Below are 17,419 nucleotides of genomic sequence, written 5' to 3'. Positions count from 1 at the left end.
TACAAATGGAATTGAGATCATCTATTGAATTTTACGACAATCGGTTTTTAATGTTCGTTCTGGATCAAATGGCTTATGAATTTGAGAAAAACGGCTCCAAGGAGGTCATTCGGATGACCTTGGGAAAATCCGAGCTACCTTTGCACGAGGATATTATTCAGTCGATGAAGGATGCATTAGATACCTTTGAAAAAAGCTCGCTTGTATTCCCACCGGGCTTGCCGGAATTAAAGGAAGCTTTGGCGGAGGAATACAAGAAAACCTACGATCTGGACATTAACCCTAACAATATCTTGATTAATGTGGGCACCAGTGCCTTGTTCCGGAATTTGTTTTATTTATTAGCGAAAGAAGGGGATGAGGTACTGCTGCCGCGTCCGTATTATTCCCTGTATCATTTCTGCGCTCAATTGGTAGGGGCGAACGTTCGCTACTATGATATTAATCTGGATACGCTGGCACTCGATCTGGATTCCTTCAGGGAAAACTTCACGGATAAAACCAAAATTGTGGTAATTAATTCGCCTGGCAATCCGTTAGGCAATATTTTAACGAAAGAAGAACTGTACGCCATTGATGAAATCATCGACGGACAGGCTGTAGTCATTAATGATGAGATTTATGCCAATGTTTGCTTTGATGAACGAAGCACCTCGGTACTGGAGCTGACGGATACCAAATCAGCTTTTATTACGACGAATGCTTTCTCCAAAGGATACCGGATGTACAGTCGGCGCGTTGGCTACTGTATCGTTCCTGACGAGCTGGTCACACCGCTCACGGTCATACAGCATCATACCTTGTTGACAGCTGACCCTGTCGTGCAGTTTGGCGCGCTCGAAGCATTGGCGCATCCCGAAGAGATTGAGCAACTGGTCAGCCTGTACAGAGCAAGACGGGATTATACGGTGGAGCGGTTCAATGAGGTTCCACTCGTACGTGCCATTCCTGCTCAAGGTAGCTTTTACTTCACACTTGATTGTGAGAAATACATGGACGAGCACGGCATTGAGACAAGTTTGGAGCTGGCGGAACAAATAATGAGAGCCAAACAAGTGGCGACAGTGCCGGGTTCTGATTTTGGATTGCCGAAAATGCTGCGCCTGTCCTACTCTACAACGCGATACAACGAAGGCATAGACCGATTAGTGGACTTTTTCACAAATAGCTTGGTAGGTCAATCGGCTGGATCTGCTGCAATTCCGGTTCAGGAGTAGCTCCTATGGATCTAGATTTTGATGCATTTGAAATTCTATCGGCAAATGAGGAACGCGTCATTGCGGAGATGAATCAGACCAGCAAGGCTTATGAGGAACAGCTGACGATTCCTGATTTGTTTGTCCGTCAGGTCGCGAAAACCCCTCAGCATACTGCTATCGAAGAATATGGTTCTTCCATCACATATGCCGAACTGGAGGAACAAGCGAACCGAATGGCCCGCCTACTGTACGCAGTAGGTGTGCGGCCTAACCAGCGGGTAGCGGTGGTAGCGGAACGGGGAATTGAGCTTTTGGTGGCTGTTTTCGGTGTATTAAAAGCAGGGGCGGCCTATGTACCTATTGATCCGGATTATCCGAAAAAACGGATTCAATATATGCTGCGCGACAGTGCCTGCAGTGTGCTGATCACCGAGTCTGCCAAACTGCAGACGATGCTGGAAGATTTGCCGGAGAGTATGACGACCGCTGTCTGCCTCGACGAAACAAAGGTGCAAACAGATAAGCTGACTGTGTATCAACGATCGGATTGGGAGCACCAGGGAAAGGCTTCATGGCACTGTCCTGCCTGTGAAAATGATCTGGCATATCTGATTTACACCTCAGGCTCCACGGGAGATCCCAAAGGAGTCATGATGACGCATAAGGCTGTGCTGAACACGCTTTTTTGGTTGCAGGATACTTTCTGTCTGGCCGCAGCAGATGTGATTGCGCAGAAGACTTCCGCCAGCTTCACCGACTCGGTATGGGAGTTCTTCTGGCCCTTGATTTATGGAGCCAAGCTGTCCATTTTCAGTTCGGATACGGTCAAAGATCCACAAAGGCTCTATGAACAGCTGCGAGATGACAAGGTTACTATTACCCAGTTTGTTCCAGCTCAGATGAGTCTCTTTTTGGATGCGATTCCGACCGATGAGACAGACCATCCGCTGCCGGAACTAAAGTGGGTACTCAATGGAGGCGAAGCCTTGCTCGTCAATGGGGTGCGAGACTGGTACAGCACGTTCCGGGAAGCCAAGATTGCCAACATTTACGGCATGACCGAGTCGGCTATTTATGCAACCTGTTACCTGATTGACGCATCTCCGGCAAAAGGAGAGTTGAGTATTCCATTGGGCAGGCCGCTTGCGAATACGCATGTCTATATTTTGGACAAGGAGGGGCAGTTGTGCCCCTTTGAGGTCAAAGGCGAAATCTGTATCGGCGGCATTGGTCTGACGGCGGGGTACTGGAATAAGCCGGAAGCCACTGACAAGGCTTTTACCCAGCATCCCAAAACCGGCGAAAGATTATATCGTACGGGAGATCTGGGCTTGTTACGACCAGATGGCATCCTGGAGTACAGCGGACGTAAGGATGATCAGGTTCAGGTGCGAGGATATCGCGTAGAGCTGAAAGAAGTGGAACGGGCTGTATCTGTCTTTCCAGGGATTAAGGAAACGGCTGTAGTTGCCCAAACTGATGAGTTTGGTGTAACCAATCTTTTATGTTATTTTACATCGCTGGAAAAAGGGCTTGAAGTGGATGATCTGACAACTCACCTGCGTGAATTATTGCCTGAGTATATGATTCCAGGATTTTTTATGGAACTGCTGGAGATGCCGCTTACTCCTAACGGAAAGATTGATCGCAAAAATCTGCCACAGCCGGAGCGGCGAGTTCATCGTTCAACCGCATATGTGGCGCCCCGTAACGAGAGAGAACATATGCTGGCCAAAATCTGGGCCGGAATTTTAAATATAAGTCCGGAGGACGTCGGCATCCATGACAGCTTTTTTGAAATCGGCGGCAACTCCATCTCGATTGTTCGACTGCATCGTAAGATGCAACACGCGCTGGGCAGCAAGGCGACGGTCGCTGAGCTGTTCTCCTATCCTACGATTGCAGCGTATATGAATCATTTTGAAAATCAATCCAAGGATGACGAACAGCTGGATCAGGATCTCATGAGCCTGCTGGATCAAATTGAAGATGGCTCACTGGATGTAAGCCAGTCTATACGGGCGCTGGACCATCTGAAGGAGGGATAACATATGAAACGGGTTCAGAATTACTTGCTAGCTCAGGTGGCTGCAAAACATCTCTCCAAAACAGAAGCTCTGCCGATGCTAAAAGAGCTATTCGAAAATGAGGCCAAAACAGTAAAAGTCGATGATATTGCTGTTGTGGGGATGGCTTGCCGTTTTCCGGGGGCGAATGGAACGGATGAATTTTGGGATAATCTCGTAAACGGCATGGATGCCGTAAGAGAATTTCCGGAAAGTCGCAAGTCGGATGTAGATCGGCCTATTCGAGATTATTTTAAAGGCAAACGATATGCGCCTGAGATTAAGTATCGCAGAGGAGCGTATTTGGACCATATTGACCGTTTTGATGCAGAATATTTTAATATCACGCCAGCGGAAGCCCGTTGTATGGACCCTTTGCAGCGCATTTTCCTCGAAGTTACCTGGGAAGCACTGGAGGATGCTGGATACGCCGAAAAGGAATTGTATGGCTCACGTACCGGAGTGTACGTAGGGGATACGGATGCCGACTACTTGCAGCTGATTCAGAACATGGAGCCTTATGCTTTGCCCGGCAATACCATTTCAGTCGTAGCCAGTCGGGTGGCCTACCTGCTGAATCTCGCCAGCGGCAGTCATCTGATTGATACTGCTTGCTCGGCATCTTTGGCCGCTGTACATCATGCGGTTAAAGGGCTGATTACAGGAGACTGCGACATGGCTGTAGCTGGAGGACTAAACCTAACCCTGTTTCCTGTAGACGAGGGGCTGGTGGATATCGGCATTGCTTCTCCTGATTCTGTCGCTCGTACCTTCGATGCTGCAGCGAATGGAACTGTCTGGGGCGAGGGATTTGGAGTCATTGTACTGAAGACGCTGGAAAAGGCCAAGAAGGATCGGGATCATATCTACGCCGTTATTAAAGGGAGTTCCATGAATTCAGATGGAAAGTCCAACGGTATTACCGCCCCAAGTGCCTTGGCTCAGACGGAGCTGATGAAGGAAGCTTGGCGCAATGCGGGCATACCCCCTGAAACAGTAACCTACATCGAGGCTCACGGTACAGGAACTCGTCTAGGTGATCCGATTGAGATCGAAGGCATTACCAATGCCTTCCGTAGCTACACGGACAAGCGGCATTTTTGTGCTCTGGGTGCGGTAAAAACAAACATCGGTCATTTGGACACCGCAGCTGGTATTGCGGGTCTAATCAAAACGGTGCTGTTGTTGCAACAGAAGGAGATTCCGGCAACCCTACATTTTAACGAGCCGAATCCGCACATTAATTTCATCGAATCGCCTGTATATGTGAATACAGAGCTGGTTCCATGGGAGACGGAGGCAGGAGTACCACGGCGGGCGGGGGTCAGTGCTTTTGGTCTGGCAGGGACCAACTGCCATGTCATATTAGAAGAATATGAGCAGGATGAGCGGAGCCTGTCCGCCAGTGTAGAAGACGTGCCGTACGTATTTACGTTGTCTGCCAAGAGCAAAGCTTCCTTCAATGCTTTGGTTGACCGTTACCGTACATTTTTGGACCGTACAACTCATACACTGCCAGATATTTGTTTCACAAGCAATCAGGGACGCGGGCACTATGCTTATCGGCTTGCAATTGTAGCTACAAGCCTTGATGAGCTTAGGGAAGGGATAGAGCGTTTTGCAAACGCAGATGAAGCTGTGCGTCCAGCTTTGGCGGGAGAGAGGATTTATTATACCCGTCTGACAACCCGTGAAGAGAAAAGCTTTAAGGTGCAGCCCGACACCAGTCTGGAGCAGGTTGTAGATGAATATATGCAAGGTAGCGAGATCAATTGGGCTGCCCTGCATGATTTGGAGCAAAGGCGCCGTGTTCCTTTGCCTGTCTATCCATTTTCAGGAAAGCGGCATTGGGTGGAGTATATTCCCGAGCATGCGCTAGAGCACGAAGCGACTTCTCCAGCCATGAAATCTGAACCGGAGAAACAGGTGGATCATTGGTTTTATGAACTGAATTGGATAGCCAGTCCTCTCACGGATTCTACCCTCCCAGAGCGGCCTTCTGCCGGGAAATCTTGGCTTATTCTGGCGGATGAAGAAGGGGTCGCTGATTCACTTGGTGAGTTGATGAAGGCCCAAGGAGAAACGCCGATCATTGTAGAGGCTGCATCTGCTTTTTCGGTCGTAGATCCGGGACATTATCGGATTCGTCCCGGCTTTGCGGAGGATTATGCCAAGCTGCTTGCAGCCGTGGCAGAGTCCGAAACGCAAGGGGGAGCAGAGCTTGCTGGCATCGTGCATCTGTGGACATGTACCGAAATTCGTAGTCGCATGCGGAAACTCGACGATTTGAATGAAAGTCAGGAGCAAGGAGTTTTAAGTCTTTTTTATTTAATGAAGGCAGTGCAAGCAAGTTCGATTCATCGCTCGTTGGAAATCAAGGTCGTCTCGAACTACGCACAGCTGGTCGTAGCGGAGGATACATATGTGTTCCCGGAAAAAGCGCCTCTGTGGGGATTGATGAAGGTCGTTTCACAGGAATATAGCCAGCACCGTTGTAGCTGTATGGATGTAGAAACAATCGGACGGGAGAATTCCGACATCGCTCGGGAAATCATGTTGGAATTGAATCGGGATGAAGCAGATCAAGGTTCAGCATGGCGTGGCGGTCAGCGGTATACACAACAGCTGGAACGGATGCGGCTTGCAGCCCTTCCACGCCGCAAAATTACGCTACGCGAGGGCGGTGTCTATTTGATAGCCGGGGGAGCCGGTTCGGTAGGACTGGAGACTTGCCGCTATTTTGCCCGCCAGGCCAATGTAAAGCTAGTGCTGGTCAATCGGACAGAGCTTCCAGACCGGGGAACTTGGCAGGAACGAGCTGTAGGACCGGACACTTCTGCGATTGCGAAGAAAATCCGCCGACTGTTGGAGATTGAAAGCCTTGGCTCCGAAGTTAGCTACTATGCAGCAGATATCACGCACCTGGCTTCCATGAAGAAGGTCGTTGAGGATATACATGCACGTTACGGTCCAATTCAGGGGGTTATTAATGCCGCGATGCATTTGGAGGAGGTTCGTCTGGAACAGATGGATACCGCCGCATTTCAGCGAACCATGGAAGCCAAGGTGACCGGAACATGGGTGTTGAACGAGGTGACCAAGGAGCAGACGCTGGACTTTTACATTCTGTTCTCGTCAGTGGCTTCGCAACTGGGAGGCGTAGGTTTGGGCAGCTATGCTGCTGCGAATGCATTTCTGGATCAGTATGCCCACTATCAGAGCCGTCGCGGCATGGAAGTGATGGCGATCAACTGGTCGGATCTGGAGATGGGGGATACACCGAACGAACTGATGGATCAACGTATGTTATCTCAGCCGATTTCGTCCGAGGACTATGGAAAGCTGCTTGATCGGCTTTTGCAATATAAACTGACCCAAGCGGTCATCGCCAACATTCGCAGCCAGAAGCTGGCTCAAGTGCTGACGCTGCTCAAGGTTCACTTTTCCCCAGACTTAACAAAGGAAATTACAGAGCAAGCACAGGGACATAACGAGCAAGAGTCAGAAGCCTACAGCCATCTGCTGGAGTCCTATCAGGAGCTGAAGCAGTTCATTACTTCTAATGAAGCTCTGAACGATATGATTCAGCGAAATGTGAAGCTGGGTGCTAAATTTGTTTCTTTTGAGGAAGAGCTATTTCATACGCTACAGCCCAAGTCACAGCTTGCGAACACTGGAGTGCATATGCGGCCTCACATCCAAGTGACCTTGATCGGTCGTGACGGAGAGGTCTATTCGGAAACGGAACGGCAGCTAGGTCAGATTTGGGGCGAGGTGCTAGGACATGAGGAAATTAGCATACACCAGGACTTTTTTGAAAATGGAGATTCCCTGATGCTGATGAGTGTCATTGCTAAAATCAAAGACCAGCTGGCCATAGATGTGCCGATTCAGGTCTTTTTTCAGGAGCCGACAGTGGCCGGGCTGGGAACTTGGATCGATGAATCCAATCGCAGCGGTTCTGAAGAGGAAGATATCATTCCGGTATTACCACGTCATTTTGCTGAGGCTGAACAATAAAACGGGTTTGTGTTGGGCTAACAGGTGAGGAGTGAAAGGAACATGTTATTCTGCGGACTGAAATTAACGCATGATGGTAGTGTAGCCTTGATTGAGGATAACAAGCTTATTTTCAGCTATGAAGTTGAAAAATTCAATAACAACAAACGCTACAGCGAAATTCCTGATTTAGATTTTGTTGAAGAAGCACTTAACCTGCATGGCTATACCTCGGCAGATGTGGATCGGTTTGTTATTGACGGCTGGGCCGGATTGAAGGAAAGCAGGGTGGATACGCGTTCTAATGGGCAGGAGTTGTCCCTTTCGGTTGCGCCTTACCGCGAAGTATCGCTTTCAGCGGACGCACTCCAAGCCTATTCGGGCAGTGGACTTGTTATTGGAGAGAAATCCTTCGATTATACCAGCTATATGCATGCAACCACACATATCGCCAGCACCTATTGTGCGAGCCCTTATGCGGTGAACAAGGAGCCGTCTTACGCGCTTGTATACGATGGAGGTATGTACCCGCGTTTTTATTACTTTGATCCAGCGAACGAAAGATTAGAAAACCTGGGCCCTCTCTTCATGTACATCGGCAACATTTATTCACTGTTTTCGCTGCACTTTGAGCCTTTCCTTCGCGGAGGACAAGGACCACGTGTGGATGATCTTTCGGTAGCGGGCAAGGTTATGGCCTATATAGCCAAGGGGCGGGTACGTTCAGAGCTGCTCGAGCAGTTTGAGTTGACGTATGCGCGGCATTTTTCACCCTCCATGGAGTTTAACTGGACCTTTTCCCAGGAAATCAAGCGATATGTAGATGAGCATCATATTCCGCATGCAGACGCTTTGGCGTCTTTCCATCAGTATTTGGAGCAGCTTCTTGTAACCTCGCTGGAGGCGAGTGTGACCAAGCATGGGCGCAAAACAAAGAACTTTTGCTTTATAGGAGGCTGTTCTCTGAATATTAAATGGAACAGTGCGATTCGAGAAAGCGGGTTATTTGATGATGTGTTTGTTTCTCCATTTACGAATGACACAGGCTCGGCCATTGGTGCTGCTTGTTGTGAGATGATTCATCAGACAGGTCATCCCCATTTGAACTGGTCTGTATACAGCGGGCCGATGGTCATCCAAAATGACCCAGCGGAAGGCTGGGAATCACGTGCTTGTACGGTGTCACAGCTCGCAGAGCTGCTGCATACGACAGATGAGCCGGTTGTCGTGCTGAATGATCGGGCGGAACTGGGACCACGTGCGCTGGGGAATCGCAGTATACTGGCAGCTGCCGTTCGACCGGATATGAAAGACCGCCTAAATGCCATTAAGCAACGGGAGGACTATCGTCCAGTCTCACCAATCTGTATAGAGGAGCATGCGCCTGCTATTTTTTCGCCAGGAACCCGCGATCCGTATATGCTGTTTGACCATATGCTGCGTGACGAATGGGTGGAACGCATTCCGGCAATCCGTCATCTGGATGGCACAGCACGCTTGCAAACAGTAAGTCGGGAGGACAATCCGCTAATTTATGATTTGCTGCATACGTACGAGAAATTAAGCGGTATTCCAGTCCTGTGCAATACCAGTGCCAATCTGCTTGGCAGCGGTTTTTTCCCGGATGTGCGTTCTGCAACCGAGTGGAACGGAACCCGATATGTCTGGTGCAATGAAACGTTATACGAAAAGCAGTAGCCTATCCTCGAATAATGTACAAGATGGAGGTTTAGACATGGGAGAGAAGCAGACCTATGATCTGTCTCATGGGCAGAAGCGGTTCTGGGTTCAGTCCCAACTGGACGCTCAGAGCAGCGCCTTTAACCAATCGGTAGCCGTTCGGATCAGACAAGCCGTGAATACCGCGTATTTACAGCAGGCCCTCCATATCATCGTTGAAAGGCATTTTATCCTTCGTACAGTGATTACAGTGGTCGAGGGTGTGCCGAAGCAAGTGGTGCTGGAGCAAATGACCTTAAACGTGCCTGTCTCGGATGTGTCGGACATAGGGGAAGAAACAGCGTGGGCAGAGGTGCAAAAAGAAATACAGACCATGATGAATCAGCCTTTTGATCTGGAGCAAAGCCCGTTATGGCGGGCACAGATCTATAAGCTGGCGGAAGATGACTATATTTTTCATATTTGTATGCATCACATGATTGAAGACGGTTGGTCTATGGATCTGTTTTTCCAGGAACTATTCCATATTTATCAGGCGTTGGAGCAAGGAACAAGCCTCCGTTTGCCAGATTTGCCAATTCAGTATATTGATTATGCACACTGGCAAAATCAGCAGGTGCTTACCGGAAAATTAAACTCACAGGAGCAATACTGGAAATCCCGATTGAATGGCGAATTACCAAGTCTTCAATTACCACTGGATTTCCCGCGTCCAACCGTCCGGAATGCTCCGGCAGCAGTAGAAAAGGTCACTCTGGATGCGGAATTATGCGCGGGCTTGGAGCAGTTGAATCGTAGGTACGGAACCACCATGTTTATGGCGATCGTGGCCAGTCTGAATGTGTTATTGGCTCGTCTAACTCAGCAGGAGGACATTATTATCGGTACTCCTGTGGCGGGGCGGAATCAAAAGCAGGTGCGCAATCTGATCGGTTTTTTTGTAAACACGCTTGTGCTTCGGAATCGAATTTCACGTGATATTACTTTTTCCCAATTGTTACAGCAAGTCAAAGATGAATGCGCAGGAGCATATGCCCATCAGGACTATCCTTTTGATCAGCTATTGCAGGTATTGAACCGTCCGCGTCGCTTGAATCGTGCTCCGCTGTTTGACGTTCTGATTAATTTTGCAGCTGGGTCTAAAAGTGAAGAGAACTTCGGGGGAATCCCGATGGAGCGAATCAAGCTAGGGAATGGTGCGGAAGCGAATGAATTTGACTGGACTGTGATTGTCGAGTCGGTGAACGACGAAATGGTCATCTCACTCAGCTATGGAACGGATCTGTTTACACCTTCAACGATGCGCAGGATTGGAGCATACTTCCGTAATATTATTGCAGGTGCCATTCAGGAGCCGGAGCAGCCCGTTTGGAAAATGGACTATATCGAGGTAGAGGAACGTACCGAAATGAATCGCATTAATGATACACAGAAGACGTATCCGGCTGGAGTCACAATTACATCCTGTATCCAGGAGCAGGTTGCTCGTGCCCCTTATGCAGTTGGTGTCGTGGACGGTAGCAAAGCGGTGACCTATGAGGAAGTGAACCTTCGTTCCAACCAATTGGGCCAATTGTTTAGCCGTTATGGAGTTCGTCCCAACTCGCTGGTTGCCATAATGGGAGATCGGGATGTACCATTGCTCACCGCTATTTTGGGGATTATGAAGGCAGGCGGGGCCTATGTGCCCATTGATCCCGATTATCCGCAATCACGAATAGAGTATATGCTCAACGACAGCTCGTGCCGCGTGCTTGTTACGGATACACGCTATTTCGGGCGGATGTTAAACCATTTGCCTGCCAGCATTGAAACCGTCATTTGTCTGGATGAAACGGTATGGGGAGAATCGGAGTGGATCGTTAGGCTGCGTGAGGTGCGAGGACATGAAGCTTCATTTATTCCTGTTAAGGTGCAAGACATCCCCGTTCATGATCTAGGTTTGGGAAACATTCCAGGCGAGGATGATCTCGCTTATATCATGTACACATCCGGCTCGACGGGACAGCCCAAAGGGGTGATGATGACCCATAAGGCTGTGCTGAATACATTATTTTGGCTGCAGGATACCTTTGTTCTGGGGGCAGAAGATGTCATCGCACAGAAGACGTCTACCAGTTTCACAGACTCGGTGTGGGAATGGTTCTGGCCGCTGATGGTGGGAGCCAAATTAACCATTGTACCCACTGATATCGTCAAGGACCCTGCACAGCTATATCCATTTATGAAGCGGGAAAAGGTAACAGTCACTCAATTTGTTCCCGCGCTTATGAGTGTTTTCTTAAGTGCTGTACGCAGTGCGGGAGAAGCTCATCCATTGCCCAATTTAAAGTGGATTTTTAACGGGGGCGAAGCGCTTCCGGTGAACGTCGTGCAGGAATGGTATTCCCTTTTTTGCACAGCTAAAATCGCCAATCTGTACGGCATGACGGAATCGGCTATCTATGCGACCCAGCATATCATTCAGCGCAAGCCAGATGAAGGTACATTACGTATTCCGCTGGGATTCCCGATTGCGAATACTCGTGTGTATGTGCTGGATCAGGACGGACAGCTTGCTGGGTACCATGTTCAGGGCGAGATTTGTATCGGCGGGACAGGACTCGCGAGCGGATATTGGGGCAAGTCGGATTTGACAGCCAGGGCTTTCACTACGCATCCGTTGACTGGAGAACGGCTCTATCGGACAGGAGACTTGGGCTGTCAGACGCCGGACGGACAATTCCAGTATTTTGGGCGTAAGGACGACCAGGTTCAGGTACGTGGATTTCGCGTCGAAATGAAAGAGGTTGAGCAGGCGCTGGTCAGTCTTCCATGTATTCGTGAGGCAGCAGTGATTGCGCATATTGAGGAAACCGGAACCGGATTGATTGGATACTACACATTGCAGTCGTCCGAAATAACGGCAGAAGAGGTGCGCGAATATCTAAAGGAACGGCTTCCAGACTATATGGTTCCCGGTTTGTTGGTCCCGCTCGAAGCTATGCCTTTGACCCCTCACGGTAAAATCGACCGTAAGCATATGCCGGAGCCTGAGGGAAGAAGTCTCGCTGGAACAGAATATGTACCCCCAAGAGACGATATGGAGCAAGAATTGTCCGCCATTTGGGGAGAAATTTTGGATATAGCGCAAGTGGGTGTACAGGACCCCTTTTTTGCGTTGGGTGGACATTCGCTCAAGATGGCAAAAATGATTTACCGGATTCAGGAGCGCTTGCAAGTGAATGTGACGTTCAAAGAACTTTTTGACCATCAAACGATTCGTGAGCTGGCAGATTTACTTCGTCAGAAGACCTCTGTTCATGCGGCTTCTATCGAACCGTTGCCTGAGCAGGAATATTACCCCGTTTCTGCCGCTCAAAGACGATTATATGTACTGCATCAGCTGGAAGGAGAAAGCTTGAGTAATCACGTGTTCACTGCCTGGAAATTGGAGGGAGTGATCCAGCGAGAGCAGCTTGAGCGTATTTTTCATACATTATTACTCCGCCATGAGTTATTTCGGACGGGGTTTACCTTACTGGAGGGTGAGGTAGTACAACGGATTCACTCAGACGTGGCTTGGAAAATGGAATATACCGAAGGGGCGGCGGCTGATATGCCGCGAATTCAGCAATCGTTTTTACGTCCGTTTGATTTGCAACAGCCCCCGCTTTTACGAGTAATGCTCGTTCGACTAGCGGGGCAGAGCCACGTGCTACTGCTGGATGTACATCATATTATTTTTGACGGTATATCTGCGACAGTGCTTATTGATGAGTTTATCTCCCTAATGGAAGGAAGCCATCTGGAGATACCGCGCATTCAGTATAAAGATTTTACTGCATGGCAGCATACACAGCTCAGCGGGGAACATCTGAAAGAACAGGAAGCATACTGGGTGGGATTGTTCGATGAGCAGCACACTGGACAGGAAGTCCCGCTTCTGAATCTGCCAGGAGATTATTCAAGACCAAGGCAGCGGAGCTTTGCTGGAGGCTCGTTAGAATTTAGCCTTCCTTCAGCAAGTGCAACAAGCTTGCGAGAGCTGGCCATGGAGAGTGGCGCCACGTTATTTATGGTTTTGCTTGCAGCATACAATGTATTTTTGTCCCGCTACAGTGGGCAGGAGGACATCGTGGTCGGTACGCCAGTAGCCGGAAGATCACATGTTCAGCTGGAACGGATGCTCGGTATGTTTGTGAATACACTTGCGTTACGAAATGCTCCCGTACAGGAAAAGACCTTCCGGCAGTTTTTGAACGAGGTTAGAGACAATGCATTGAACGCGTTTGAACATCAGGACTACCCCTTTGATATGCTTGTCAATCGCTTGCATCTTCAACGGGATTTAAGCCGCAATCCGCTGTTTGACACCATGTTTCGGCTGCAAAACTTTATGGATGTCAGCAGGGAGATACCAGGGCTACAAGTAAAGCCTTATCCACTGGAAAGCTCTTTTGCTTCATTTGATTTGATGCTGACCGTCGTGGAGCCGATCGCCCAGAATGAAGGCGATGATGGACAGGCTGGTCTGCATTGTACCTTTGAATACAGCTCGGAACTGTTCAGCGAGCAGACTGTTCGCCAGATGGCGCAGCATTTCATTGAATTGGCGGCTCAACTGGCTTCACAGCCAGACCGTCCTCTATATGCTGCCAGCCTGCTGACTTCTGCGGAGCAATCGCATATTCTTGTCGCTCGCAATGCGACTGAGTTTGCGCTTCCGGCTGACAAGCTGATGCATCATCTGTTTGAAGAGCAGGCTGCACGGATACCGGATGCCATAGCGGTAGAATGTGGGGACCGCCGTATAACCTATGGTGAGCTCGATATGCTGTCCAATCAGATGGCGAGAACCTTGCGTAGCAAAGGAGCGGGCGTGAATACGGTGGTTGCCTTGCTGCTAGAACGATCAGTAGATTTGCTGATAGGGATGCTCGGGATCTTAAAGGCAGGAGCCGCCTATTTGCCGATCGACCCCGATTATCCTGCGGCCCGCATTGCCTACATGCTGGAAGAGAGCGGAGCGAAATGGCTTATAAGTCGGGACACATTACTGAAAGGACTTGATTTTAGAGGCGAAGTCATCTCATTGGATGACGAGAATATATACCGTCAGGATGGAAAAAGGCTGAAGATTACACAACCGGGACCCAATGACTTGGCGTATATGATTTTCACCTCAGGCTCGACCGGAAATCCGAAAGGCGTAATGATTCGTCAGGAAGCTATCGTTAACTTGATCTATGGGATTACCGAGCGTATTCCGTTTGCTGAAGGGCAGACCTTCTTTTCGGTAACGACAGCCGCGTTTGATATTTTTGTATTGGAAACGTTGCTGCCTTTGGCAAAAGGGCTAAGGGTAGTGTTATCTACAGCAGAAGAGCAGGCTAATGCTGAACTGCTCCTGGAAGCTATTCGCCGAACAGGTCCGCATTTGCTGCAAATGACACCTTCGCGGCTCCAGCTTTTGCTTATGCACCCGGCAGCCCAAGAGGGTCTGCACACATTGCAGATCATGATGGTGGGAGGCGAGGCTTTACCACAGTCGCTGCTACGTCAGACACAGGATATGACGACTGCACGCATATTTAACATGTACGGCCCAACTGAAACTACAGTCTGGTCAACTGTGCAGGAGCTTACCCAGCAGGAGCGAGTGACCGTGGGTACGCCGATAACGAACACACAAGTATATATCCTGGATGGTCAGCTTCAGCCTGTACCTGATCTTGTAGCGGGTGATCTCTGGATTGGAGGCAAAGGACTGTCAGCCGGTTATGACAAGCGTCCTGAACTGACAGCGGAGAAGTTCCAAGCTAATCCGTTCCGATCCGGTGAGCGAATGTTTAAGACTGGAGATCTGGCGCGGTGGCTGCATCACAGCGAGCTTGAAGTATTGGGCCGAATGGATGATCAGGTCAAAGTCCGCGGCTACCGGGTAGAGCTAGGGGAAATTGAACAAGCGCTGCTGGCTCATCCCGGCGTTCGGGAAGCTGTAGTCATTCAGGACAAATCGGATGAACAGGGGAGCGGCCCTCTTTGTGCCTATTGGATAGGCGAACAGACTTTATCGGTGAGTGAGCTGCGTAATCATCTACTTGTCCGACTGCCAGAATATATGATTCCGTCGCATTTTATTATGTTGTCGGAGATGCCTTTAACGCCAAATGGAAAAATAAACCGTAGAATGCTGCCTAAGCCGGATCATAACCGCCCTCTTCTCGAAGTGGAATATGCGTCACCTGCTACAGAGGTGGAATTGCAGGTCAGCCGGATTTGGGAAGAAGTATTGCACAGAAGCGAACTTGGCATCCATGATAATTTCTTTGAGCTGGGGGGCAATTCGGTTTTGCTCATTCAAATGAATGTTCGTCTCCAGCAAATCTATCCAGGGAAAATCAATGTGGCGGACTGCTTCGCCTATCCGACGATTGCGAGACTTTCCGATTTTCTGGAACAACAGCAAAAAGAACAAGTATGGACAGATGCAGAACAAGAACGCTATGAGCGTCAGGAGCGCTACTGGCGTCGTTATTTGGTCGAACCGTTACCTTCTATTCTGTGGAATGAAGCGATGCGAGCAGATGGAGGAGCAGATGGTCAGGCTACGTTCACTTTTACCTTACCTGCTGACCTGCTGAGCGTGTTACAGAAAGCCGCTTGGCGTCAGGATTTTGCCCTATCAGACTTGCTACTGGCTGTTTATACGTATGTATTGTCACAAATGACAGGCCAGTCTGAGCTTATAGTGCTTATCGGGGAAGGACACCCATATCCCAATAAAAAACCATCAATGCAACGTGAACCTTCTGTTTATACGGCTGTACAGCCTACCGGGGAGAGCTTGTATCCACTGCGTGTACGATTGATGGAAAATGATGATTTTAGCGTCCTGTGCAAAAAGGTTGCGAGTCATCGCCAAAAAGCGAAAGAGACAGATCTTTACCCGATCCCCGTCATGTTGCCGAATGGGGCAGGAAACGCCGATCCCTCTGCTTTTCACCCTTGTGTGTTTTTGAATCACACGCCAGCGGGACATGAAGTGACCCAACAATTGGACTGGGTGATTTATATGGATGTGCGTGCAGAGCAGGTACGGTTCCTGTGCGAATATCAAGCTGGAAAACTAAACAAGACTTGGGCGGAACAATTGATGAAGGCCTATGTCCACGTCCTGCACAAGATTGCTGACCTACTATAAGGAGGATGGAACGATGAAAAAATTAGGTTATTTATTCCCGGGACAAGGCTCCCAATATGTAGGCATGGGTCAAAGCTTATACGATGAATATTCAGTAGCTAGAGAGACCTTTGAAGAGGCCGAAGATGCATTAGGGTTTGATCTGAAGGCCCTTTGTTTCACAGGTTCCATGGATGAGTTGACTCAGACCGCTAATGCGCAGCCCGCCATTTTGACCGTGAGCATTGCTGCTTATCGTGTACTGATGCAGGAATTGAAGCTTGCGCCATCCCTGGTAGCGGGTCACAGTCTGGGAGAATTTTCGGCATTGGTCAGTACAGGGGCGCTTGCTTTTTCGGATGCGGTGAAAATAGTACGTCAGCGAGGTATTCTGATGCAGGAAGCCGTCGCTCCCGGTGCAGGAGCGATGCTGGCGGTAGTCGGGAGTCATGAGCGTGAGGTGGAGGAGGTGTGCCAGCAAGCCTCTTCAGGTGGTGTGTCGGTCGGCATTGCAAATTATAATTCCTCCGAGCAGCTTGTAATTTCAGGCCATACTCCCGCGCTGGAAAAGGCCGAAGAGGAATTAAACCGTAGAGGAATCAAAACGGTTCGTCTTAAGGTGGGCTTTCCGTTCCATACGAATTTAATGCGGAGCGCTGCGGGCAAGTTTCGGGATGAGCTGGAGAGATATGATTATGGCCGTTTTCAATGGCCTGTTCTCTCTAATGTTACAGCGACACCCTATACGGATCGTCGTTATATCATATCTAACCTAACGTCGCAGATGGCCCAGCCTGTGCAATGGTATAAAAGCGTTCAATACATGTTGAATCAGGGCGTGAATCATTTTATAGAAATCGGTCCCAAAACTGTGCTGAGAAATTTAATGACAGGTATCACTTCGAAGGCCCATTCTTTTGCCTTTGAGCATCCCTCCGGTCTGGAATTACTACGGAATGCTGATATGGAGTGCAAGCCGGATGGGTTGGGGCTGGTGACCTCCTGCATCGCGATTGCTGTTTCAACCCAGAATCGGAACTGGAACAATGATGAATATGAGCAGGGTGTAGTTGTTCCATATAAAGAATTGCAAAACATGCGCGAACAATTGATCGCGACCGGGACCGAGCCGACGATTGAACAAATGCAGCAAGCTCTGGACAAGCTAAAGTCCATTTTTGAAACTAAATTAACGCCTGCGGAACAACGGGCTGAGCGGTTTGAGCAAATTTTCAGCAATACGCATACACGCGAATTATTTCCCGCGTTTCAGGTCAGCTAATTGCAGCGAACATGAGGAACGGAAGGGG

The 17,419-nt window shown here is 49.2% G+C and carries 6 protein-coding genes; all 6 read left to right on the top strand.

Features of this window, described 5'->3' with window-relative positions:
- Nucleotides 1–5 precede the first annotated feature (5 nt).
- Genes MMB75_RS15105 through fabD form a run of 6 tightly spaced genes read left to right on the top strand, consistent with a single transcriptional unit; the run spans nt 6 to nt 17,391 of the window.
- A complete protein-coding gene (locus MMB75_RS15105; RefSeq protein WP_017426436.1) occupies nt 6–1,217 on the top strand; it encodes a pyridoxal phosphate-dependent aminotransferase in 1,212 nt (403 codons plus the stop codon).
- Nucleotides 1,218–1,222: 5 nt separating this feature from the next.
- Complete coding sequence (locus MMB75_RS15100) at nt 1,223–3,247, top strand: non-ribosomal peptide synthetase (RefSeq protein ID WP_103042263.1); 2,025 nt, start codon at nt 1,223–1,225, stop codon at nt 3,245–3,247.
- Between the two features lie 3 nt (nt 3,248–3,250).
- Nucleotides 3,251–7,285: a type I polyketide synthase gene (locus tag MMB75_RS15095; protein WP_103042264.1), complete on the top strand. Its 4,035-nt coding sequence runs from the start codon at nt 3,251–3,253 to the stop codon at nt 7,283–7,285.
- 42 nt (nt 7,286–7,327) lie between these two features.
- Nucleotides 7,328–8,962, top strand: coding sequence for a carbamoyltransferase N-terminal domain-containing protein (locus tag MMB75_RS15090; RefSeq protein ID WP_277508469.1), 1,635 nt, complete (start codon nt 7,328–7,330; stop codon nt 8,960–8,962).
- A 37-nt stretch (nt 8,963–8,999) separates the two neighbouring features.
- On the top strand, nt 9,000–16,130 hold the full coding sequence (locus tag MMB75_RS15085; protein WP_277508465.1) for a non-ribosomal peptide synthetase: 7,131 nt from the start codon (nt 9,000–9,002) through the stop codon (nt 16,128–16,130).
- 13 nt (nt 16,131–16,143) lie between these two features.
- On the top strand, nt 16,144–17,391 hold the full coding sequence (fabD, locus tag MMB75_RS15080) for an ACP S-malonyltransferase (protein WP_257126779.1): 1,248 nt from the start codon (nt 16,144–16,146) through the stop codon (nt 17,389–17,391).
- Nucleotides 17,392–17,419: the final 28 nt, after the last annotated feature.

It is taken from the genome of Paenibacillus sp. P2(2022) (assembly GCF_029522175.1).
Lineage (GTDB): Bacteria > Bacillota > Bacilli > Paenibacillales > Paenibacillaceae > Paenibacillus > Paenibacillus polymyxa.
Note: the sequence above shows the minus strand (reverse complement) of the source record. Positions and strands in the feature narration are given on the sequence as shown.

Excerpts from the sequence above, each read along its gene's own strand:
- MMB75_RS15095 (WP_103042264.1), top strand. The coding sequence starts at position 3,251 with ATGAAACGGGTTCAGAATTACTTGCTAGCTCAGGTGGCTGCAAAACAT.
- fabD (WP_257126779.1), top strand. The coding sequence starts at position 16,144 with ATGAAAAAATTAGGTTATTTATTCCCGGGACAAGGCTCCCAATATGTA.
- MMB75_RS15090 (WP_277508469.1), top strand. The coding sequence starts at position 7,328 with ATGTTATTCTGCGGACTGAAATTAACGCATGATGGTAGTGTAGCCTTG.
- MMB75_RS15085 (WP_277508465.1), top strand. The coding sequence starts at position 9,000 with ATGGGAGAGAAGCAGACCTATGATCTGTCTCATGGGCAGAAGCGGTTC.
- MMB75_RS15100 (WP_103042263.1), top strand. The coding sequence starts at position 1,223 with ATGGATCTAGATTTTGATGCATTTGAAATTCTATCGGCAAATGAGGAA.
- MMB75_RS15105 (WP_017426436.1), top strand. The coding sequence starts at position 6 with ATGGAATTGAGATCATCTATTGAATTTTACGACAATCGGTTTTTAATG.